At 33.5% G+C, this 23,109-nt stretch carries 25 protein-coding genes; 8 read left to right on the plus strand and 17 right to left on the minus strand.

Annotated features, from left to right (window positions below; all coding sequences use genetic code 11):
• The first annotated feature begins 69 nt into the window (after nt 1-69).
• Together nusB and yajC are read left to right on the plus strand one after the other, a co-directional pair.
• Nucleotides 70-981 carry a transcription antitermination factor NusB gene (gene nusB, locus BLR17_RS08215; RefSeq protein WP_066324429.1) on the plus strand — a complete coding sequence of 304 codons (912 nt, stop codon included), beginning with the start codon at nt 70-72 and terminating at the stop codon, nt 979-981.
• Between the two features lie 27 nt (nt 982-1,008).
• The gene (yajC, locus tag BLR17_RS08220; protein ID WP_066324231.1) at nt 1,009-1,281 is read left to right on the plus strand and encodes a preprotein translocase subunit YajC; all 273 of its coding nucleotides are present in this window, start codon (nt 1,009-1,011) and stop codon (nt 1,279-1,281) included.
• Nucleotides 1,282-1,361: 80 nt separating this feature from the next.
• Here the strand turns inward: yajC and BLR17_RS16430 are convergent, their stop codons facing one another.
• The 3 genes from BLR17_RS16430 to BLR17_RS08235 all read right to left on the minus strand — a co-directional run bounded on the left by BLR17_RS16430 (nt 1,362) and on the right by BLR17_RS08235 (nt 3,738).
• Entirely contained in the window at nt 1,362-1,793 is a 432-nt protein-coding gene (locus BLR17_RS16430) for a hypothetical protein (RefSeq protein ID WP_066324234.1), read from the minus strand.
• A gap of 187 nt (nt 1,794-1,980) precedes the next feature.
• A complete protein-coding gene (gene pepT, locus BLR17_RS08230) occupies nt 1,981-3,264 on the minus strand; it encodes a peptidase T (protein ID WP_066324238.1) in 1,284 nt (427 codons plus the stop codon).
• Between the two features lie 60 nt (nt 3,265-3,324).
• Nucleotides 3,325-3,738: a DUF1003 domain-containing protein gene (locus BLR17_RS08235; protein WP_066324241.1), complete on the minus strand. Its 414-nt coding sequence runs from the start codon at nt 3,736-3,738 to the stop codon at nt 3,325-3,327.
• A gap of 175 nt (nt 3,739-3,913) precedes the next feature.
• Here BLR17_RS08235 and BLR17_RS08240 point away from each other — a divergent pair, with 175 nt between their 5' ends.
• The 5 genes from BLR17_RS08240 to guaB all read left to right on the plus strand — a co-directional run bounded on the left by BLR17_RS08240 (nt 3,914) and on the right by guaB (nt 9,666).
• A complete protein-coding gene (locus BLR17_RS08240; RefSeq protein ID WP_066324243.1) occupies nt 3,914-4,933 on the plus strand; it encodes a quinone-dependent dihydroorotate dehydrogenase in 1,020 nt (339 codons plus the stop codon).
• A 234-nt stretch (nt 4,934-5,167) separates the two neighbouring features.
• Nucleotides 5,168-6,031: a hydroxymethylglutaryl-CoA lyase gene (locus BLR17_RS08245; RefSeq protein WP_066324431.1), complete on the plus strand. Its 864-nt coding sequence runs from the start codon at nt 5,168-5,170 to the stop codon at nt 6,029-6,031.
• A 66-nt stretch (nt 6,032-6,097) separates the two neighbouring features.
• Complete coding sequence (locus tag BLR17_RS08250; protein WP_066324245.1) at nt 6,098-6,652, plus strand: hypothetical protein; 555 nt, start codon at nt 6,098-6,100, stop codon at nt 6,650-6,652.
• Nucleotides 6,649-8,052 (plus strand): DUF5723 family protein, encoded by a 1,404-nt coding sequence (locus BLR17_RS08255; RefSeq protein ID WP_066324247.1) that lies wholly within the window; start codon nt 6,649-6,651, stop codon nt 8,050-8,052. The genes BLR17_RS08250 and BLR17_RS08255 overlap by 4 nt, the downstream gene beginning before the upstream one ends.
• A 141-nt stretch (nt 8,053-8,193) precedes the next feature.
• Nucleotides 8,194-9,666, plus strand: a complete 1,473-nt coding sequence (gene guaB / locus BLR17_RS08260) for an IMP dehydrogenase (protein WP_066324249.1) — start codon at nt 8,194-8,196, stop codon at nt 9,664-9,666.
• A 65-nt stretch (nt 9,667-9,731) separates the two neighbouring features.
• On the opposite strand, the gene BLR17_RS08265 is transcribed toward guaB, so the two are convergent.
• From BLR17_RS08265 to BLR17_RS16660, 4 genes are all read right to left on the minus strand, one after another.
• Complete coding sequence (locus BLR17_RS08265; RefSeq protein WP_066324252.1) at nt 9,732-10,112, minus strand: PH domain-containing protein; 381 nt, start codon at nt 10,110-10,112, stop codon at nt 9,732-9,734.
• 198 nt (nt 10,113-10,310) lie between these two features.
• Nucleotides 10,311-11,120 carry a M48 family metallopeptidase gene (locus BLR17_RS08270; RefSeq protein ID WP_066324255.1) on the minus strand — a complete coding sequence of 270 codons (810 nt, stop codon included), beginning with the start codon at nt 11,118-11,120 and terminating at the stop codon, nt 10,311-10,313.
• Complete coding sequence (locus BLR17_RS08275) at nt 11,117-11,554, minus strand: magnetosome magnetite crystal formation protein family (protein ID WP_066324258.1); 438 nt, start codon at nt 11,552-11,554, stop codon at nt 11,117-11,119. The genes BLR17_RS08270 and BLR17_RS08275 overlap by 4 nt, the downstream gene beginning before the upstream one ends.
• Nucleotides 11,551-11,793 (minus strand): hypothetical protein, encoded by a 243-nt coding sequence (locus BLR17_RS16660; protein WP_368482849.1) that lies wholly within the window; start codon nt 11,791-11,793, stop codon nt 11,551-11,553. Before BLR17_RS16660 ends, BLR17_RS08275 begins: the two co-directional genes overlap by 4 nt.
• Here BLR17_RS16660 and BLR17_RS16580 point away from each other — a divergent pair.
• A complete protein-coding gene (locus BLR17_RS16580) occupies nt 11,750-11,896 on the plus strand; it encodes a hypothetical protein (protein ID WP_245683124.1) in 147 nt (48 codons plus the stop codon). The two genes, BLR17_RS16660 and BLR17_RS16580, sit on opposite strands and share 44 nt — an antisense overlap.
• Nucleotides 11,897-11,966: 70 nt before the next feature.
• Here BLR17_RS16580 and BLR17_RS08285 read toward each other — a convergent pair whose 3' ends face one another.
• The 10 genes from BLR17_RS08285 to nirB form a co-directional block, all read right to left on the minus strand.
• Nucleotides 11,967-12,305, minus strand: coding sequence for a TM2 domain-containing protein (locus tag BLR17_RS08285; protein ID WP_066324262.1), 339 nt, complete (start codon nt 12,303-12,305; stop codon nt 11,967-11,969).
• A 209-nt stretch (nt 12,306-12,514) separates the two neighbouring features.
• Nucleotides 12,515-13,798 carry an MgtC/SapB family protein gene (locus BLR17_RS08290; RefSeq protein ID WP_066324264.1) on the minus strand — a complete coding sequence of 428 codons (1,284 nt, stop codon included), beginning with the start codon at nt 13,796-13,798 and terminating at the stop codon, nt 12,515-12,517.
• Between the two features lie 161 nt (nt 13,799-13,959).
• Entirely contained in the window at nt 13,960-14,259 is a 300-nt protein-coding gene (locus BLR17_RS08295; protein ID WP_217635885.1) for a DUF1905 domain-containing protein, read from the minus strand.
• Between the two features lie 19 nt (nt 14,260-14,278).
• Nucleotides 14,279-14,899 carry a hypothetical protein gene (locus BLR17_RS08300; protein ID WP_139068308.1) on the minus strand — a complete coding sequence of 207 codons (621 nt, stop codon included), beginning with the start codon at nt 14,897-14,899 and terminating at the stop codon, nt 14,279-14,281.
• Nucleotides 14,900-15,025: 126 nt separating this feature from the next.
• On the minus strand, nt 15,026-16,510 hold the full coding sequence (locus BLR17_RS08305) for an MFS transporter (protein WP_066324275.1): 1,485 nt from the start codon (nt 16,508-16,510) through the stop codon (nt 15,026-15,028).
• 322 nt (nt 16,511-16,832) lie between these two features.
• The gene (locus BLR17_RS08310; RefSeq protein ID WP_066324277.1) at nt 16,833-17,492 is read right to left on the minus strand and encodes a response regulator transcription factor; all 660 of its coding nucleotides are present in this window, start codon (nt 17,490-17,492) and stop codon (nt 16,833-16,835) included.
• Nucleotides 17,493-17,582: 90 nt separating this feature from the next.
• Entirely contained in the window at nt 17,583-19,394 is a 1,812-nt protein-coding gene (locus BLR17_RS08315; protein ID WP_066324279.1) for an ATP-binding protein, read from the minus strand.
• Nucleotides 19,395-19,406: 12 nt separating this feature from the next.
• Complete coding sequence (locus tag BLR17_RS08320; RefSeq protein ID WP_066324280.1) at nt 19,407-19,994, minus strand: DUF4202 domain-containing protein; 588 nt, start codon at nt 19,992-19,994, stop codon at nt 19,407-19,409.
• A 31-nt stretch (nt 19,995-20,025) separates the two neighbouring features.
• On the minus strand, nt 20,026-20,403 hold the full coding sequence (gene nirD / locus BLR17_RS08325; protein WP_066324282.1) for a nitrite reductase small subunit NirD: 378 nt from the start codon (nt 20,401-20,403) through the stop codon (nt 20,026-20,028).
• A gap of 108 nt (nt 20,404-20,511) precedes the next feature.
• Complete coding sequence (gene nirB, locus BLR17_RS08330) at nt 20,512-23,019, minus strand: nitrite reductase large subunit NirB (RefSeq protein WP_066324284.1); 2,508 nt, start codon at nt 23,017-23,019, stop codon at nt 20,512-20,514.
• Nucleotides 23,020-23,109 lie beyond the last annotated feature (90 nt).

Raw genomic sequence — 23,109 nt, forward strand, 5'->3', positions numbered from 1 at the left:
ATTTTTGCAAACTAATTTTTTAAAAGTTCTTACAAGGTGGTAAATAGACGACACATCCGCGTTAAAGTTATGCAAACCATTTATGCAATGCATCAAAACGGCTCAGATAACTTAGAAAAGGAGGAAAAATTCCTTTTTTACAGTATCGATAATATTCAGGATTTATACCTTACAATGATTTCTTCCTTGTTAGAAATATGTAAAAAAGAAACCCAATTTTTACATTTATCCAGTCAGAAACATTTAGCGACAGCGGCTGAACGTAATCCTAATGAGAAATTCATTAAGAACAGTATTTTTGAAATTCTTGCCGAAAATAATTCTTTAAGTATTGCTTTAGAAACCAGAAAAATTAATGCCTGGCATTTGCATGAGGATTACATTAGCTTATTGTTGCAGGCTATTAAAGGGAGTTCGTATTATCAAAAATACATGAGTAATCCGGGACGTTCTTTTGAAGAAGACCGACAGTTAATTGTAGATTTGTTTACTGAAGTTATTGTTCCTAACGAGAAATTATACGAATTCTTAGAAGACGATAAACTGACCTGGATTGATGATATTCCAATGGTAAATACACAAATTATCAAACAATTGAAAGCGATGAAGCCTATAGAAAATGATAATTTCAAAGTGCCAAAATTGTACAAGGATATTGATGATAAGGATTTTGTTAAAGATTTGTTCCGTAAAACGGTTTTGAACGAAGCAGAATTAGCAAAAGAATTTGTAGATAAAACACCTAACTGGGATAGCGATAGAATTGCTGAGGTAGATACGATTATTTTAAAAATGGCTATTTGTGAATTTTTGAAATTTCCATCGATTCCTGTAAAAGTTACTTTAAATGAATATCTGGAATTAGCCAAAGAATATTCTACTCCTAAGAGTAGTATTTTTATCAATGGAATTTTAGATAATTTAGCTAAAGAATTAGAAACAAGTAAAAAAATGGTTAAAGCCGGTCGCGGTTTAATGTAATACTAATAAAATTTTAAAAAAAAAGTTATGCAAGATTTAATGAAATTCGCTCCTTATTTATTAATGTTTGTAGTTCTCTATTTCTTTATGATTAGACCACAACAAAAAAGAGCAAAACAAGAAAAAGAATTTGAAGCTAGTTTAAAAGTAGGTGATAAAATCATTACTAAAAGTGGTCTTCACGGAAAAGTAGTTGAATTAGCAGATACAACTGTAGTGATTGAAACTATGGCCGGAAAATTGAAAATGGAGCGTTCTGCAATTTCTATGGAAATGAGTGCTTCACTAGCTAAAAAATAAGACTGAATATTGTTTTAGTCTAAACAAAAAGTCCCATCCCGATAGCTATCGGGAGGGACTTTTTTGTGTTTAAAAAAGAATTATTTTTTCTTCTTTTTAGATTTTGCTTTTTTGGATTTAGCCTTTGCTTTTTTCTCTTTGAGCTTTGCTTTGAGTTTGGCTTTTTTAGCTTTTTCTTTTTTAGCCTTTTTGGCTTTCGCTTTTTTCTTTTTGGCCTTTTCTTTGGCGTCAGCTTTTTTAGCTTTCTTTTTATCTTTTTTCTTAGTCTTGCTTTTCTTTTCTTTTTTAGGTTTCGAAATTTCTTCAGCAGTTTGATTTTCTGTCTCTGTTTCGTTTTGAGAAGCCGGTGTTTCTTCAAAAACAATTTCAGCCGGGATTTCTGTTACTTCTTCTGTTGGATTTTCGGGAGTTTCAGAAACTACAGAAGTTTTAGTTCTTCTTCTGCTAATTGTTTTTGGTTTTTCGGTTTCTTTTGGGGTGGTTTTTTCGATCTCTTCTTGATTTTCGCTCATAACATTTAAAGATTTGGAAGTTTATAAAATAAGACAAGCATTTTTTGAGGTGTTGGTTTGCAAATTAAAAATGTATTGCAGTATTAAATTTACATAAAATTCATATAAAAATTGCAGTTATAATGTTAAGATTTTTATGCTGGGAAAGAGATGTAAAAAAAGCTCCATTTTCGGAGCTTTTTAGGTGTTATTTTCTTTTTTTAGTTTTTGATTTAGGTTCTTCCAGTCCAAAGTTAGGTAAGGCTGTGAGTTCGGCAATTTTTACAATTACTTCAACTGCTTTTTGCATACTTTCTACAGGAACATATTCGTATTTGCCATGAAAGTTATGTCCTCCGGCAAAAATATTTGGACATGGCAATCCCATGTAGGATAATTGTGAACCGTCAGTTCCGCCGCGAATAGGTTTGATAATAGGTTTGATGTTTAATTCTCTCATCGCCTTTTCGGCAATGTCTACAATATGTTTTACAGGAAGTACTTTTTCCTTCATATTGTAATATTGGTCTTTGATTTCCAAAACAATAATATCTTCTCCAAATTGCTTTGCAAATTTCTTGTTGATTTTGCGGGCTATTTTTTGAATTTTTTCTTTTCTCTTCTCGAATTTCTTTTGGTTGTGATCTCTGATAATTAATTCCAGAACCGTTTCTTCGATACTTCCGGTTAAGTGGTGTATATGATAAAAACCCTGGTAGCCTTTCGTTCTTTCAGGAACTTCGTCGGCGGGTAATTCACTGATGAAAGTATTGGCAACTAACATTGAATTAATCATTTTGCCTTTGGCATATCCCGGATGAACGCTTTTTCCTTTAAAAGTAATTTTGGCTCCAGCCGCATTAAAATTTTCATATTCTAATTCGCCTATCTGGCTTCCGTCCATAGTGTAAGCCCATTGTGCGTCAAATTTTTCCACATTAAAAAAATGAGCACCACGACCAATTTCTTCGTCAGGAGTAAAACCTATTCTGATTTTTCCGTGTTTGATTTCAGGATTATTGATAAGGAATTCCATAGCGGTAACAATTTCGGTAATTCCGGCTTTGTCATCGGCTCCAAGGAGCGTGGTTCCATCAGTGGTAATTAAGGTTTGTCCTTTGTATTGCAGTAAATCTTTAAAGTAATCAGGCGATAAAATGATGTTTTGTTCTGCATTCAAAACAATATCTTTTCCATTATAATCACTTACGATTTGTGGTTTTACATTGGCTCCGGAAAAATCAGGTGAGGTGTCAAAATGAGAAACAAAACCTATTGTAGGTACTTCGTGCTCTACATTGCTTGGTAAAGTAGCCATGATATAAGCTTTGTCATCAATAGAAACATCCTGCATGCCAATGGATTTTAGTTCTTCTACTAATTTATTGGCTAAAACCCATTGTTTTTCGGTGCTTGGAGTCGTTTCTGAATTAGGATTGGATTCCGTATCAACAGTTACATAACTGATGAAACGATCAATAATATTTTGCATAAAATGATTTTTTATTGGAGTCCAAAGATAGGATTAATTTAGGGCATGGCGCAAGATGCTTTATTTCATGTCTTCCAGCATTTTGATTATTTTGTCTAATTTGTCCACGTCAATAGCGTTGAGCTTTTTAGCTAGGGCTTCAATTTCAAGTTTAGCTTCTTTATTGGTAATATAATCTTCCTGGGCTTGAATACGGTCTCTTTCGTTTTGACGATTTTGTGACATCATGATAATAGGAGCTGCATAAGCGGCCTGGGTAGAAAATAACAGATTGAGTAAAATAAAAGGATAAGCATCCCAGTGTTTGACGTAAGCCACAAGATTTAATCCCATCCAAACGATTACAAAAACAGTTTGAAGGATTATAAAACTCCAGGATCCCATTCCTTTAGCGACTGAATCGGCTACGCGGCTTCCAAATCCCCGGCTGTCATAATGTTGTTGATGCCAGTTTTTATTGATGTTCAAATTCATAATTGGTTTTTTATTTAAAAATAAGGAAAGTTTGTTTTAATACTGTGGCTAAAGCCTGAAACTTTAGTTAAAACTTTTTGAAATAACAGGCATCGAAAACGTAAATCTAAAAAATGAAAGTATTTATTTCTTATTCGCTTAGATAATTCTATTTTTGCACACAAATTAAAATCCTATGTATAAACAGCTTATCCGACCGCTATTTTTTTGTTTTGATCCTGAAAAAATACATCATTTTACGTTTTCGTTAGTTCGTATTACTTCTAAAATTCCAGGTTTTTCAGCCATTTATAAATCGCTTTATTTGGTAGATGATAAAAGATTAGAAACAGAAGTTTTTGGATTGAAATTTAAAAATCCCGTAGGTCTTGCTGCCGGTTTTGATAAGGATGCCAAATTGTACAAGGAGTTGTCTAATTTTGGTTTTGGTTTTATTGAAATTGGAACTTTAACACCAAAAGGACAGGAAGGAAATCCTAAAAAACGTTTATTTCGTTTAAAAGAAGATTCGGCAATTATTAACCGAATGGGTTTTAATAATGGTGGCGTTCTGGAAGCAGTTGAAAGATTGAAAACGAATCCCGGAGTTTTAATTGGAGGAAACATTGGAAAAAATAAAGTAACTCCTAACGAAGAAGCTACTTCGGATTACGAAATCTGTTTTGATGCTTTATACGATTACGTGGATTATTTTGTGGTGAATGTGAGTTCGCCTAATACGCCTAATCTTCGTGAACTTCAGGACAAAGAGCCATTGACGCAGTTGTTGCAAACTTTACAAAATAAAAATTTGGCTAAGCCAAAACAAAAACCAATCTTACTTAAAATAGCTCCCGATTTGACGGATGAGCAATTGTTAGATATTATTGATATTGTAAAAGAAACAAAGATTGCAGGTGTTATTGCTACTAATACTACGATTTCCCGCGAAGGTTTACAATCGGCAAATAAAACTGAAATGGGCGGATTATCCGGAAAACCATTGACTAAACGTTCTACTGAGGTGATTCGTTTTCTTTCACAAAAAAGCAATAAGGCTTTCCCAATTATTGGAGTAGGTGGAATTCATACGGCGGATGACGCTATTGAAAAATTAGAAGCCGGAGCTAGTTTAGTTCAGTTGTACACCGGTTTTATTTACGAAGGTCCGGCGTTGGTAAAAGCTATCAATCAAAAGATTTTAAGTCGTTTGTAAATTATAACGCAAAGATTCGCTATGAAAGCACTAAGATTCGCTAAGTTTTTTGTTTAAAATAGCACGTGATTTTGCAGATAAAAGCAGACTTTTATAGTCTTAACTTGTTTGTTTTTGCATTGCTTTGTGAATTTTTACACAATAAATTATAAAAGCGTAATTCTTCAACAGAGTTACGCTTTTTTGTTGGTTCTAAATTTTGCCACTTTGCAAGTTTTAGTATCTTTGAAACCTATGGAGCCAATAAAAATTATCGAATGTCCGCGCGATGCCATGCAAGGCATTAAAACTTTTATTCCTACGGAAAGAAAGGTGACGTACATTCAATCTTTATTGAGGGTAGGATTTGACACCATCGATTTTGGGAGTTTTGTCTCGCCCAGAGCGGTTCCGCAAATGCAGGATACAGCTGCTGTTTTAGACCGACTGGATTTATCCAAAACTACATCTAAGTTATTAGCCATTATTGCTAATACTCAGGGAGCTGAGCAGGCTGCTCAATTTGAACCCATTCACTATTTAGGTTTTCCTTTTTCGATTTCTGAAAATTTCCAAATGCGGAATACACATAAAACCATAGCCGAGTCGATTATCAGTTTACAGGAAATTTTGGAAATTGCTGATAAAAAAAATAAAGAAGTAGTGGCTTATTTGTCTATGGGTTTTGGGAATCCTTACGGAGATCCATGGAATGTGGATATTGTAGGTGAATGGACTGAAAAATTGGCGGCAATGGGAGTGAAAATATTGTCGCTTTCAGATACCATTGGGAGTTCTACGCCGGAAGTGATTCGTTATTTGTTTTCGAATTTGATTACTAAATATCCTCAGATTGAGTTTGGAGCGCATTTGCATACCACTTACGATAAATGGTTTGAAAAAATAGAAGCCGCTCATCAGGCAGGTTGCCGAAGATACGACGGCGCGATTCAGGGATTTGGAGGTTGCCCAATGGCAAAAGACGAATTAACAGGGAATATGCCAACCGAAAAATTACTTTCTTATTTTACGGCTAATAAAGAAAAATTGAATTTAAACCCTTTGAGTTTTGAAAGTGCCTATAATGAGGCATCTAAAGTGTTTAATACCTTTTATTAGTGAATAAATGAATACTAATGTTTTTAGAATAACGTTTTTAAAGTTGAAAGATTGACCTAAAAAAAGATGAAAAAGTATTATTTATATAAAATTGTTTGTTTGCTGCTGCTTACAGGAGGAAGTTTTTCCTGTACGAGTGACTTGAATTTTGATCAGGTAAATGATTTAAAATTGACACCTGTTTTTGAAGCAAATTTTAGTTATTTTAATGTTCCTGCAACCGCTTTTGTCAGCAGTACAGGTTTAGAATACCAATGGGCTTACGATGAACAGGAATTTGATGTTTTTAGGGATAAATATCTCAATAGTTATTTACAAAAAGTTGACTTTTATTTTGAAATAAATAATACAATTAATCGGGCTTATGTATTAAACGTTGTTTTGCTGGACGACAATAGTAACGCATTAACGACAATAAATTTTAATGTTCCGGCTTATTCAGGTACAACTAATACTATTACAAGAACTGAAATTTTTGAAAATATGAGATTGGAATTACTCAAAAGAGCCAGAAAAATGCGTTTTTTAATAGCGATGGAGCCAGGTCCAACTTTAAATGCAAACAGTACAGGAAGCATTGTTTTGCGTTCCAGTGCAACGGTTTATACGGAAATACAATGAGGAAAAGTTTTTTATTTTTAATGTTACTCATTGTGGTTACTTGTTTTTCTCAGAATAAACAGGTTTTGTATAATTTAACTTCAGTTCCACAATCAATGATGTTGAATCCCGGAGCGGATTTTAAGTATAAATATTATTTTGGAGTTCCCATGCTTTCCGGATTTTCATTTAAAGTAGGGTCAAGTGGTTTTTCAGCATATGATTTATTTGCGAATGACGGAGTCGATTTTAATGAGAAATTACGAAAAGTGGTTTATTCGACTACAAGAAATGATCATGCGGCAATTAATGAACAAATAGAATTATTTAACGGTGGTATAAAATTAGGAGATTGGCTCGAAAACAAAGGTTATTTGTCTTTTGGTTTGTATCAGGAATTTGATTTCTGGAGTTATATGCCAAAGGATCCTGCTATTTTGGCTTTGGATGGGAATCAAAATTATATTGGAAAAGCATTTGATTTATCCGATTTGAGTATGAAAGCCGAAGTACTTTCGGTATTGCATGTAGGTTATCATAAAAATGTTTCCGATAATTTAATAGTTGGTGCCAGAGGAAAAATCTATTTTAGTGGATTTAATGCAACTTCAACTCAAAATTCGGGTTATATACTTACAAGACCTTCTAATACTACTATGTACGAACAAATTGTTCGTTCTAATTTGACTTTAAATACATCGGGAATTTCAAAATATATAGCTGATGATTATGATGGTGATGTAGCTTCTGATGTGAAAAAACAACTTTTGTTTGGAGGAGATATGGGATTGGGATTTGATTTAGGATTTACTTATTATCCTAAAAAGAATACCCAGATTACAGCCAGTATTCTGGATGTTGGTTTTGTGAGACATAGCAAAGATGTGGAAAATTTTACTTATAAAGGCTATTATAAATACGAAGGGATTAATCCGGGCTTTTCGGGCAATGATGATCCGGATGGTGTATATAGTGATTTTAATGAGTCGGTTAAAAGAGATACTTTGTATAATAAATATACCACTTGGCGTCCTGTTAAACTAAATGCGTCTTATCAATATTCTTATGGTGTAAACAGAGATGAAGATTGTGTATGTGAGGCTGGTGAAAAGCCTTATAAGAATGCGGTAGGAGCCCAGCTTTTTATAATGAGTACGCCAAGGTTGCCTATTACCGCTTTAACTGGGTTTTATCAAAGAAATGTTTCCGGTAAATTACAATTGAAGGCAACATATACTTTGGATTCGTATTCCTATACTAATATAGGCTTGGGATTATCGGCTAGGTTAGGGGCATTCAATATGTATTTTATGGGGGATAATTTATTAGGATATCGCGATCTGTCTAAAGCCAATAGTCTTTCTGTTCAATTTGGATTTAATTTTATTTTCAAAGACAGTAATGAACCACCAAATAAATAGTAAGAAAGTTGTAACTGTTTTTTATAGCACTAATAATACTAATAAAAGATTTGAATTTGCTCCTGAATTAAATTAAAATTCAAATTTAATAAATCAAAATAATTTGCTATATTTGCACGCAATTCAACTAGAAATTGCAACATGATAGCACACAATTCAAAGATTATCGGAGAAGGTTTAACTTACGATGATGTATTATTAGTTCCAAATTACTCACAAGTGCTTCCTCGCGAAGTGAGTATCAAAACAAAATTCTCAAGAAACATAACACTTAACGTTCCTATTGTATCTGCTGCTATGGATACAGTAACTGAAAGTTCTATGGCTATTGCTATGGCGCAAGAAGGAGGAATAGGTGTTTTACATAAAAACATGACTATTGAGCAGCAAGCTGCAAAAGTACGTAAAGTAAAACGTGCTGAGTCAGGGATGATCATTGATCCGGTTACTTTGCCACTTACAGCTACTGTTGCTGATGCAAAATTAGCTATGAAAGAATACGGTATTGGTGGTATTCCTGTTGTTGATGAAAATCAAACATTAAAAGGAATTGTTACCAACCGTGATTTACGTTTTGAGAAAAACAGTACGCGTCCAATTGTTGAGGTAATGACTAAGGACAACTTAGTAACTGTTGCTGAAGGAACTTCGTTAGCAGAAGCTGAAGTAGTTTTACAAGGTCATAAAATCGAGAAACTTCCTGTAATAGACAAAGACAATAAATTAGTAGGTTTGATTACATTTAGAGATATTACTAAATTAAATCAAAAACCAAATGCTAACAAAGATAAATACGGACGTTTGCGTGTAGCTGCTGCTCTAGGTGTTACTGCTGATGCCGTTGAAAGAGCAACTGCTTTAGTAAATGCAGGAGTAGATGCTGTAATTATTGATACTGCTCACGGACATACTAAAGGAGTGGTTGATGTTTTAAAAGCGGTTAAAGCGCAATTCCCAGATTTAGATGTTGTTGTTGGAAATATAGCTACACCGGAAGCAGCTCAATATTTAGTTGATAATGGTGCTGACGGAGTTAAAGTTGGTATTGGACCTGGTTCTATCTGTACTACCCGTGTAGTTGCAGGTGTTGGTTTTCCACAGTTTTCAGCTGTTTTAGAAGTAGCTGCTGCTATTAAAGGTTCTGGAGTTCCTGTAATTGCCGATGGTGGAATTCGTTATACAGGAGATATTCCTAAGGCTATTGCTGCCGGTGCTGACTGTGTAATGTTAGGTTCTCTTTTAGCAGGAACTAAAGAATCTCCGGGAGAAACTATCATTTTTGAAGGAAGAAAATTCAAATCATACAGAGGAATGGGATCTGTTGAAGCAATGCAAACAGGTTCTAAAGACCGTTATTTCCAGGATGTAGAAGACGATGTTAAGAAATTAGTTCCGGAAGGAATTGTTGGTCGTGTGCCTTACAAAGGAGAATTAAACGAAAGTATGTTGCAATTTATTGGAGGTTTGCGTGCCGGAATGGGATATTGCGGAGCTCAGGATATCGCTACTTTGCAAGCAACAGGACGTTTTGTACGTTTGACTTCAAGCGGGATTTCTGAAAGTCATCCTCATAACGTAACTATTACTAAAGAAGCTCCAAATTATTCAAGATAATTTGCTTTTAATGATAAACGAAAAAAGACTGTCCTTTGACAGTCTTTTTTGTTTTTCAAAAGTTTCTATTTCAATACATGTGTTGCTAATACCTGGTGTACATCATAAACATTAACTGATTTGTTAAATTGTTTTCTGATGCTTGGGACTTGTTCGCTGGAAACCCAAATTTTTAATTCAGCATCCAAATCAAATGTGCCCGCAGTTTCTATACTGAAACGGCTGATGCTTTTGTATGAAATGGATTTGTATTCCACTTTACTTCCGGTTAGGCCTTGTTTGTCAACCAGAATAAGTCTTTTGTTAGTAAAAATAAATACATCTCTGATGAGTTTGAAACCCAATTCTATTTCTTCTCCGTTTATTAATAATTTGCCATAATCTTTTTGCAAATCTTCCTGGCTCACTGTTCCTGCGTTTCCAAGTAAAGCTGAAAATAATCCCATAATTTTTCTTTTTGTTATTTACTCTTTTGTTTATAATGCAAAATAATTTAATTGCTTTTCTTTCAAAGATATTGAAAAGTTGTATTGGTTGGTAAGAAAAATATTAAAATGAAAAAGATGACAATCCAATTATCAATAAAATAGAGAGATTGTCTCAAAAGGGTGGTCTCTTTTTTATTTGGCATAAAAATTACAAAATCAATTTTGAGTTGCAATCTTTAAATCCTCTTGCATTTTGTTCCAGTTTTTTGTGTTTAGAATTTTCTTGTAATTGGCATTCTTTTTTTTACAATACTCAACTATATATTTAGATCTTTCTTTTGATTCCGGATGTGTGCTTATCCATGTCAGGTATTTTGCTGTTTTCTTCTCGGAATCAGATAGTTTATAGAGAAAATTGGCAAAAGCTTCGGGATTTATTTTTGTGTTGACCAGATAATCCACAGCTTTAATATCGGCTTCTTTTTCTAATCCTCTGTCAAAAGCAGTAGAGGATAGTGTTTTTAGTGTTTCCTGAATTACTTCGGTATTTCTATTTCCAGTAGATGTTGAAATTAAAACCGAAATCCCTACCTCTTTAATTAATTTTTTAAAAACATGATTAAGTTCTATATGTGCAATTTCGTGACAAATTACGCCACTAAGTTCTTCAGGGTTGTCCGAATTTGCCAGTAGAGCACTATAAATAACTAAATGTCCGTTAGGCAAAGCAAAAGCGTTGATTTCATTTTTTTCAATGATATGAACTTTGATTGATTTTCGGTCAATTGCATTGGCTACACATATTTTGTTTACAATTGTATCCACTGTAGCAGTTACAGATGACGTTTTGTTTTCTTTCTCTGTTTTTTTGATGATATCCCAAAAAAGAGTTCCTAATTTTTCTTCTGTTTTGTCGGTAGCTTTATCGGTATTAAAAATTGAAACCCAATTAATTTGGGCTAAGGCAAACCAGGTTAAGAAAAATAACAGCACTCCGGTAAAACTTTGTATTATGAGTTTTTTCATTGTTTTGATTTGCAAATTAAATTGGTCAGACTACCATAAAACCACCATTCAACATGGATTCCTTTTCTAGTTTGAATCGCAGTGTAGATTGTTGCAATAAATTCGGTTAAATTAAAGATGAAGGCAGTAATTAGATATGCAATGTATTTACTTGTAATGGTTTCATCTGTAAAAATAATGGAAATTGTCCACCAAAAACCAAAACTATTAATGAATAGCATTGAGAATTGTGAGAGTAACGCCTGTGTACAATGCCATCGAACAAAATAAGTTCCTTTGCGATTTCCGATATAAAAAATTAATGTTGCAATAAGATTGATAATAGGTAAGGGCAAACCAGCAATAAGAGCTATTAATGACATTAAATAACTATTTGATGCTTTTTCAGCCTCGTGTTCTCCGGGCGTATAACTAAATGTAGATGTTTGTGTCATAGTTCTTTAGTGATATTCCAAATCCAGTTAATAATTACTATAAAAATTAGTGGTATTGCATATTTTGGTTTTCTTAAAAAAGACTCTGTATTTTGATAGAATTTAAAGAAAGTACTTCTATTTGAGTTTACATCGTAAATGATCCATATTGGAGCTAAGATCATAATTGTTAGTATGATATAACCTAATGGATTGATGAAAAAAGCTTCAGTAAAATTACCTTTGATTAAAGAAAGTATCGAGCGTGTTGCTCCACAAGAAGGGCAGGGTATATTTAAAGAGTGTTTTATAAAACAAGCTTCAATTGATGGATTGTTAGTCCTGTTTTGTGTTGATACATAATACAACCAAATATACCCTGTTAAACAGCTTATAAAAATTATAGAATATAATTTATTTCTGCTTAATTTCATTAATACAGAAATTGTTGCAATTTTTGCATGTTTTTTTCTCTTGTAGCACCTTGTATCATAAACCAATCAATGATTGCCCAAATTCCAAAACCACCACAGGTTAATAATTTTCCAACTCCAAGACCTGTATCTCCAATAATAAAGCGATCTATACCAAGAGAACCAGCTAAAATAGAAACAATTAAACTAGTAGTTGGATCTTTTAACTGAAGTGTTGATATTAAAGGCCATTTAGAATCGTCTAAATTAATTAGTCTGTCTCTGATTGAATTAAGGTGATGACTTTCGAAAAATTTAGCATTTGTCATGATAAACATATCTACCTTTTGTGCTTCCATTAATTTTTTATTTATTAGTACTACTCATATGGCTTTTCGTTTTCGCCCCGTTTTAATGGTATCTGGTCTCCATTATATTTTAGAAGGTTTTGTTTGTATTATTTACAAAGTATTATACATAAAAATCTTACTAAGGATTCAAATATAGTAAAATATTTTAGATGTAATAAGAAAAGTTTGCGCTTGTGTTTTTTCTATATTTTCTGATCTTAAAATAGAAAAGAGACTACTAAACCGGTAATTATAAGTATACTAAAGCTAAAAAGAATTGGTTTATTAATACTTTTTTTAGAAAGACTCATAGCGTATATCATTTTTAACAGATTATTGCTTGTTACGGCATTGATAACAGCAGTGGCTAAAATTCCTTCATTAATGCTCCATTTGCTTTGAAAAATATTGATAATAAAAGGATCAATATCGGTTACTCCTACAGCAAAGGATAGAATTTGAATTCCTGATGTTCCGTATTGTGTATTGATAAAACCAGTTAAAAATGCAAAAACAATAAATAGAATTCCAAATACCAAAGAGGTTTTAAATTCAAGAGGATTGGACAAGGAGTTAATTTCCGATTGTTGCGACAGTTTGTTGAGTTGATTAGAATCAGCCCAAATAAAGTATAGAGCAATCGAAGCAGAAATAATAGCAAGAATACTCAGGGTAGGGGCCAGTTGCAGGGCAATTGATTTGTTAAATAAATAGGCAAGGATGAAAATCCGGATGAACATCATTGTTGTAGCCAGAATAATGGCAGCGGTTATTTTGAAATCTCTATCCGATTCTTTACTTTTTTTGGCCAAAATAAAAGTTGTTGCTGTACTGCTGTACAATCCCCCCAGAATTCCGGTAAGTAAAATTCCCGATTTTGGAAAGACAAATTTTTGTAGTAAATAACTAAAATAAGAAATGCCGGAAACGGCTACAATAGCCACCCAAAATTTATAAGGGGAAATAGTTATTGTATCTGAAAAAGGAGTGTTAGGTAATAATGGTAAAATTACTCCGGCTATGACTAAAAATTTGGCCAAAGTGATGAATTCGTTGTCATCTATTTTTTTTGAAAAATCAAAAAGAGCTTCTTTGATTTCTACCAAAATTAAAACCGAAACTACAATTAGAATAACCAACCAATCGGCTTGGGTGTAAATCAAAGGAGCAAGACAAAAGGTAATGAGTGCTACAACAATGGATGTTATGCTGAATTTTTTTTGTTGTGCACTTTTATTGAAATAAAACACTGCCAGAAACAGTCCTAAAACCAAGCCGCCACCTAAGAAAGGAATTAATGTGTGGGGGTCTAATTTGAAAAGTATAAAACCTAAAATACCAATAAGAGTAAAAGTTCTATCGGTCCCAAAGCGGCTGCCTATACTTGAATTTAAAAATTGTCTTCGCTGTTCTAATCCAATTAATAGTGAAAACAGGACCACTAAAATAAATTTGATTAAATCAGGCGGTAAAAGAGTGATGAGATCATTTGGGGTTTCCATTTTGGAATAATTTAGTTAAAAACAAATTTTAAAAAACGATTTGCTTTCAGCATTGTTAAAATCTTAATTAAAATTACAATTTTTAGTTTTGAACCAGAGGGTAATATTAAAAAAAAATAAAATTGAAAGTAAACGAACTATTTGTTCTATTATTTAAAAAATTAGAACCAAAGTGTTATCTGAATTGTTTTTCCGACTGTAATGGCTTCTTTTTTACGTATTTCTGCTTTTAAAGGGAGTAAATAGGTGTCCATTTTGGTATCAAACCAAATGGCAGTTTTCCATTCGCTGTTTCCTGTTTTTGCAACGGCTTTTAATCTTCCCCAGCCTTCTTCTTCTGATTGTAGTGCTGTTCGGATTTCGAAAGCCATAGTTGAAGGTAAAGAAATAAAATACCAGCCTCCAGGCGAAGCATGTTGCCAGACCTCAGCTGAAAATTCATATTTGATTTTTGCGTTCAATAAAGACAAATCTTATAGGTTAATTGTAGTTAGGGTGTAAGAGGAGTTCTTCTGTCCGGTTCGTTTTAGTTGATATTCTGCTTTCTTGCAAACAGCTTCCTTTTTCGTCTTTTTTGATGCAGTTAATTACAATCTCATCGATTAAGTTATCGTTTGTATCCTTAATAATAATATTAGAGAGCATTTGATTCGTGTATCGATAGTATTGACTATAAAAAGGAGGGAAGTGGTCTGTAATTTTGTTAATTGTTCCATCCGGATTATAATAAAAAATAGCTTCGTTTTGTTTGAATTGTTTTCTGGTATAGCAACTGATACGTTCTCTTAGATTAGGTTTCCATCTGGTTTTGCAATAATAGTTTTCTTTGTCAGGATAGGATTCTACAATAAACCATAATCTTTTTTCGGTTGTTTGTAAAAGCTTCCCTGTAGAATCGGTTGTTACAGAGTTTTTAATTCGTCCATTTTTTGTAAAATTCATGTGCTTTTTATACAAAAGCTTTTTTTGATTATTACTTACCAGATACAGTTCCTCTGTTGCTGATTTTATTCCATCAGGCAGCTGTTTTATCTTAGTATATTTTTTTGAAACACAAGATGGTATCATTAACAGGATAATGAAAAGAGATAAGGTTTTCATAATCATAACGTTTAGTTCTACTAAGTTAATGATAATGACAATTGGTTAAGTGTCTTGTTAGCAAAAAAATGCAGCATCTTTAAGCTTAAGAGTGCTGCATTTTTTAATTTGATGGAAATAATAAGATTATTTTACAACATCTATTTGTTTAGATAATTCCGGTTGGTTTTTGTTCATCATATTCGTGATAGTGATGTGCATCCAAACCAAACAGATGATAGAGAATAGTAAAATGAATATCCAGGAACTGGACCACAATCCGGTAGCAGTAAGTAAGTAGCTAAAGATAATAGGTCCGCAGAATCCACCTAAACCACCTAATAGTCCTACCATTCCACCTACAACACCTACTTCCGAAGGGAAATACTCAGGAATGTGTTTGTAAACGGCTGCTTTTCCAATTCCCCAGGAAATACCAATCAGGATTACCAAAACCAGATAAACCCACATATTAGCATCAAAATTGATTTTAGTGATTCCTTTAGCTAATAATTCTTTTTTAACAACCTCTTGGTTTTCTTTTACAATTACTTCCTGCCAGGATGTTTTGCTAGGGAAAATAGAACTTCCATCGGATACGATTTCTTTTTTAGCTTCCAGTGGAATATTGGTTTCACCTACTTTTATATTTGTTGTTGAAACTTCGGTAACCGTACCTGCTTTTTTAGCCATGATTCCTGCTCCTGCTGTGGTGATTTCCATTTTTGGCACCATTAACAAAGCGCTTAATATTACCGATGAACCCAGTACCCAGTACATTACTTTTCTGGCTCCGTATTTGTCTGATAAGTATCCGCCAAAGGCACGAATTACTCCTGAAGGTAAGCTAAACATTGTAGCAAACATTCCCCCCATAACTAAGCTGGTTTGGTATACATTCATAAAGTTGGGTAACAACCATTGAGAGTAAGCTACAAAGCATCCGAATACTAAGAAATAGTAAGTTCCAAAACGCCATACCCTAACGTTTTTCAAAGTACCTAACATTTGAGGAATCGTCTTAGTAGATTTCTCTAATTTTTTGTTTTCGGCAAATACTAAAAAGATAAGACCAATTATTAATAAGACAGCTCCGTAGATAAGTGGCAGGATTTTCCATCCGTTTTCCGGATCGTCGGCTGAAAACTGGTTCAATAAAGAAGGAGCAATAAAAGTAGTGATAGCCGCTCCTGCATTTCCCATTCCGAAAATACCTAAAGCTCTTCCCTGCCATTCTTTAGGGTACCATATAGAAGTATAACCAACACCCACAGCAAATCCTGTTCCTACCATTCCAAATAAAAAACTTAAAATAGCAAACATCAAAAAGCTATGTGCTGTTGGAAGTAAAAATAATGGAATCGAACATAGCAATAGCAAAAAAGAGAATACGTATTTTCCGCCAAATTTATCTGTTAGAATCCCCATGGGTAAACGCATTATCGATCCTGTTAAAATTGGTATTCCAAGTAACCATCCTACTTGTACAACGCTCCAATTGAAAATACCTTTGTCAACTAAGTAAGTTACTAATACACCATTAAGTGTCCAGCAAGCAAAACAAACGGTAAAAGCCAATGTATTTAGAAATAACATTCTGTGTGACTTTGAAAGGGGATTTGTGTTTTTCATGATACCTGTATTTTTAAGCAAATCTATGTAGTATAGACTAGAAAAAAGCTGCGAAAACGCAGGTTTTGAAAAATAATTAAGTAAAAATACGTATATTTATACGTATTTTTGATTCAAAGTGAATAAATAGTCGGTTTCCTGTTGTTTGATTCTAAATTTTGGTTTATTGTTTTAAAAGTTTTATTGATTCTTGAAAGTTAAGTTTGGAGTTGGAATAGAACAGAATTATGTAATACGTTTTTTAGTCTGGATTATATACAAATAAAAAATCCTGTTTTCTAGTCTAAACCAGAAAACAGGATTTATATAAGATTGATGCTTATTATATCAAAGAATACTCAGTAGCTTTGTTTGAAAGTTCCATCAGATTTTTAACTTTCAGTTTTTTCATCAGATTAAAACGATGTACTTCGGCAGTACGTTTACTAATCTCTAAAGCCTCAGCAATTTCTTTATTTCCTTTGCCGGATAATAATAAGGTTAAGATTTCTTTTTCTCTTTTGGTAATAGTCAAATCTTCGGTAAGAGCCGGTTTTGGGTCTAGAGAAGTTGTAGAATTAGTCAATTGATTAATTAAGATAGACGAAATATCTCCTGTAAAGTATTTTCCTCCATTAGCTACAGCGTGAAGAGCTTTTAAGAATTCTTCTTTACTGGAACCTTTTAGTAAGTAACCGTCAGCACCTGCTTTGATAGATTTCAAAACATATTCTTCAGATTCGTGCATTGAAAGCACAATGATTTTTACATTATTATTTTGACTGCGTAATTTTTCAACCACTTCAATACCGGTATGATGAGGCATTCTGATATCTACAATTAATAAGTCCGGATTTGTAGTTGTAACCACTTCTAATGCTTCAAGTCCATCAGTTGCTTCTCCTACAACTACAATGTTTTTTTCGCTTTCTAAAAGTGATTTAATACCATCTCTTACAAAAAAATGATCATCAGCAAGGACAACTCGAATCGTTTGGTTCATAACTTACTTAGTTTTAAAAAGAATATAAAAAATACTTACTTAATTAAAAGTCGTGCAATATACGTATTTTTTACGTATTTTATTTCAAATTTATAAAGGAATATTAAAAGTGATTCGGGTTCCTTCACCAGGTATGGAGTTAATGAAAACTCTTCCGTTGATGTATTGAACACGTTCTTTCATAAACAATAGTCCCATTCCGGATTCACTATTTCGTCTTTTTTCGACAGTTGAAATATCAAATCCTTTTCCGTTGTCATCAATTGTAATACTAAGTATTTTATTGCTATGTGACAGTTGTACAATAATATGCGAGGAATCGGCATATTTAATCGCATTGTTAATAGCTTCCTGAGTAAGACGATAAATATTGATTTCGATTAAAGAATCTAATCTTTGGTCAAAATCAGTTTTGTTATAAAATTGAATATTTTTCCCTGTCAGCTTAGCCAATTCTAAAGTAAGTTTGGTAATTGAAGAAACAATTCCATGATCACTTAATTCTGGTGGCATCAGGTTAAAGGTTGCTGTTCGTACACCTTTAATTATGTCTAATGATAGTTTTTTAAGATATTCTATTTTTTGAGCCGATTTTTCTTTGTCATCCAGATTAATGCTTTCCAAACTGAATTTTAGTCCAGTAAGCATTTGACCAATACCGTCATGAATTTCGCGTGCAATACGGTTTTGTTCATTTTCCTGATTTTCAACAATTTTACTCGAAATAATCTTTTGCTGATTGATTTTTTCAATAATATTTTCACGATTCAATCGCTCTACTTCAAGTTCGGCATTTTTACGAATGGTGATGTTGAAACAAATTACTAATAGTTCTGATTCTTCTTTTCTGATTCGAACAGGAATCATCGACATATCCAACCAGAGTTTATTTCCGTTTCTGTCAGTTGTATTGAGTTCGCCTTGCCAACCGCTTCTTTGTTTGTCGGCTATAATTTGATCAATTTCCTGTTGTTCGTTTACAACTTTGGTTATTGCTTTTGAAAAACTTTTTTCAGTGTCAAATGATGGATTGTATTGTAATAGTTTAGAGAATTTTTCTCCCATATGGATGATTTTTCCCTGTGGGCTAATACGACAATACAGCAAAGTATTTTCCATTGCAAAATTCAGTGATTTTAATTCTTTTACTGAGTTTTCCTTAGCAATACTTATGGCTTCCGTATCATGAGCTAATTTGATGGCTCTTTTTTCCGAAATCAGAAGTTTAGATATTAAAATTTCGATTTTTTTATTGGTAGGTTTAAAAATATATAGGAACTCTAAAAGTAAAACCAGTAGAGTAAAGCTCAAAATCCCATATTCAATATTGCGTTGACGGGTTACTTTCTCAGAAGCCTCGTGTTCGTACTGACCTACAATACGGTTCATTTTTGTTAAAAAAATGGCGACATTGTCAAGGATTGTTTTTATTTCGTCTTGATATTTGTCTTTAGAAAAAGTTTGTCTATCGTGAGATAAATAGTTTCGAACTGCAAAGTCAATTTTGTCAATGTTGGGCTTAATGTCTTTGTATAATTCGGAAAGGGCAACACTTTTTTCATTAGGGAAATTAAGACTATCATTTCCTTTTTCAAGAGCTATGTGAGTAGATTTCCATAGTTTAAGTGTTTTGTTGATATTAGAAATTTCTTCTTCAATATTAGAATCTATCAAAGAAGAATTTAAAATAAGGATTTCTTTGGATAGTTTTTGGCTCAGCATTCTTTGTTTTCCTGAAATGTTAATCAAACGGGAATCATTGAGCTGGCTGCTAATGTTATGCTGAATAAGTAACTGACTCAAAAGAATGGTGATAGCAATAGTAATTAAAGCAAAAATGTACATTTGCTTTAATTTTCTAAAATTAAGATTTTCAGAAAACGCTTTGGCCTCTTTTATCATAATGGAGTTAAATTACAATCCTAGAGCCTCTTTTATTAATTGTAGATTTTCAGGACTGTAGTTAATTTGTAAGGCTGCCTGATGTCCTTTTTTAGACATTTTATTCCAGGTTTTCAGAATAATGTTTTTAAGCTTTTCGGTATCGTGTTTTTCAACAAAAGGAGCAAGGTAGTGCTCTAAGAATACCAAACAAATTACATCTTCTAATAGTTGAGTTTCTTCGTCTTTTTTAAGTAGTTTTTTTTCAATTAAAAATGAAACTCTGGCAATAAAATCGGCATCGTATCCCGCTTTTTCCAAAATTGAGGCGGTTGTTTTAGCGTGGAATTTTTTTAGTTCTTCACGCCATTTTAAATAACCTACACGATCCATTGGGTACGATTCGCGGGCTATTTTCCATCTGCATATGTGTTGTGCTTTGGCTGCTATTTGTACTTCTTCTGAAGCACTTGGATGAAAATCCATAAGTTTTGCATACATCCTATTCGAATATAATAGTTCTTTTGGAAAACTTACGGATTCATGTATTTCTATATTTGGATCTTGCGCGTTTTCAGCATCAATCCATTGGCTTGCTTGTTCGAATGCGGTATTTGTCATTTGGAGTTTTTTATACTTCAAATATACATATTTATTCTATAAAGCCAATCAATACTTCGCCTTCAACAATTTTTACAGGATAGGTTGCAATTTTATAATCTTCACCATTTAAGTTGCTTCCATCTTTTAATGAAAAGGTTTTTTTGTGGATTGGACAGGCAATTTTTGGAGTGTCTTCTGCTGATCCAATCATTCCTCTTGAAAGCACCATTTCTAATTTATGAGGACATACATTTTGGCAGGCATACCATTCACCTCTTCTTTCAAAGTTGATTACTGCAATTTGTTTGTCTTTGTATTTAATACAGTTTCCACCATCAGCAGGAAAGTCAGAAGTTTTACCTGCTTTAAACCAAACTTTTACATCGTTTAGCGCTACGCTATTATATTTGTCTAGTACGTGTTCCATGTTGTTTAATTTTTATTTTTTCTTGCCTTTCTCTTCAAAGAAGGAAAGGCAAGATTGGAAATATTATAATTAATTTGCTGTTTGTTTTAATCTAGTGGTAGGTATAAATTACCAGGATTTAGGCATTTTTTGATCTCTTAAAGGAATGTATTCAATGTTGTCATCGCGATCATCTGAGTTTGTGAAATGTTTGAAACGTTTCATCATTTCAGGATCTTCAATAGCTTGTTTCCATTCACATTCGAAAGTATCTACTAAACCTTGCATTTCAGCTTCAAGAGTAGCGTTGATTCCTAAGCTATCGTTAATAATTACATTTTTTAAATAATCAATACCTCCTTCAAGTTTTTCTAACCAGGTAGAAGTACGAACAAGTGGACCAGCTGTACGGATGTAGTACATTAAGAAACGATCCATGTATTTGAAAACAGTTTCTTTATCAATTTGCTCAGCTAAAAGAACTGCGTGTTTAGGATTGGCTCCACCATTTCCACAGATGTATAAATTCCATCCACCTTCAACAGCAATAACTCCAAAATCTTTTCCTCTTGCCTCGGCACATTCTCTGATACAAGCTGAAACTCCTCCTTTTAATTTGTGCGGAGAACGAATTCCTCTGTAACGGTTTTCCAGTTCGATTGCTAAAGTGGTACTGTCGTCCATTCCGTAACGGCACCAGGCATTACCTACGCAACTTTTTACAGCTCTTAATGATTTTCCGTAAGCATGACCACTTTCAAAACCGTGATCAATTAATTTCTTCCAGATAGCAGGTAAATCATTTAATTCGGCACCAAATAAATCCACACGTTGAGCACCTGTGATTTTAGTGTATAAGTTATATTCTTTAGCTACTTCACCAATGGCGATTAATTTCTCGGCAGTAACTTCTCCACCAGCCATTCTAGGAACAACAGAATAAGTTCCGTTACGTTGGATATTAGCTAAGAACCTATCGTTTGAATCTTGAGAAGTAACGTGTTTGTTGGCAGTGTCGTTATAAATACTAGAGAAGATAGAAGAAAGAACAGGACGACAAACTTCGCAACCGTCTCCTTTACCTATAGTTCCTAAAACTTCATTGTGGTTTGTGAATTTGTTGATTTTGATAATATCATATAATTCTTGTCTGCTGTAAGCAAAGTGCTCACAAACTACATCTTTCACTTCTTTTCCTAATGATTTTTGAGCATCTTTTACTAAGTCGGCAACCATTGGTTTACAACCACCACAACCAGAAGTTGCTTTGGTTAATTTTACAACATCACCAAAAGTTTCAGCAGTTCCGTCAGTAATAGAGCAGCAGATGCTTCCTTTAGTTACGTTTTCACAAGAACATATTACAGCTGTATCAGGCAAGTCCATTGCGCTTCCCATTGATGAAGATTCGCCACCTCTGGCTCCTAAGATTAGGTCTTCAGGGTTTTTAGGAATCGCCATTCCGTTGCTGTAAATTTGGAATAAAGTATTGTAATCACTGGAATCACCTACAAGGATACCTCCCAATAAAGCTTTTCCGTCTTTAGAGATGTTGATTCTTTTATAGATTCCGTTTAATTTGTTTTCGTAAACAATAGGAGTTCCTTCTTGATGTTCGATAAACGGATCACCAAAACTAGCTACTTCAACTCCAATTAATTTTAATTGAGTAGACATGTCGATGCTTTCTCTCATGGTTTTTTCACCTTGCATGATTTGCTCAGCAGCAACATCAGCCATTTCATAACCAGGAGCTACTAATCCGTAAATCATGTGGTTGTATAAGGCAACTTCACCAATAGCAAAGATATTTGGATCAGAAGTTTGCATTTTGTTGTTTACCACAACACCACCGCGAACACCCACTTCAAGGCCTGCACCTCTTCCTAGTTCATCCCTAGGCTTGATACCGGCTGAAATTACCAGCATGTCCACTTTTAAAAGTTCCTCTTCTTCAAACATCATTCCGGTGATAGCTTTGTCACCGTCAATATATTGTGTTGATTTGCTTAAGTGGATTTTAATACCTAATTCTTCAATTTTTGAACGAAGCATGTTACTGGCTCCTTTGTCTAATTGTCTTGGCATTAAGCGTGGGGCAAATTCAACTACATGAGCGTTTAGACCTAAATCACGTACAGCTTTTGCAGCCTCAAGTCCTAATAACCCTCCACCAAGAACAGCAGCTTCAGTAGCGCCGTTTTGTTTTATTTTTTTGGCGTGAGCCATAATTGCATCCAGATCTTCGATGGTTCTGTAAACAAAAACTCCTTCTTTTTCAACTCCTTCGATTGGCGGAACAAAAGCAGATGATCCTGTTGCTAATACTAAATAATCGTAAGAGTATGTTTGCTCTAAATGAGTGGTTATTGTTTTATTTTCTTTATGAATATCAGTTACTAGTTCAGAAGTGTTTAGTATGATATTATTTTCCTCGTACCAAGTTGCGGTAGACATTGATAAATCCTCAGCTGTTTTTCCTGCAAAGTATTCACTTAAGTGAACACGGTCATAAGCACGTCTTGGTTCTTCACCAAATACGGTAATTTGATATTTTTCTTGTCCAGATTTTGAGATGAATTTTTCACAAAATTTGTACCCCACCATGCCGTTTCCGACTACAATTATTTTAATCATAATATCATTATTAAGTATTACGAAGCAAATATACGTATAAATACTTAATTTTAATACTTAATTATTGTTTTTGCTTGTTAATTGAGATAT

Source organism: Flavobacterium glycines (assembly GCF_900100165.1).
GTDB classification, from domain to species: Bacteria; Bacteroidota; Bacteroidia; order Flavobacteriales; family Flavobacteriaceae; genus Flavobacterium; species Flavobacterium glycines.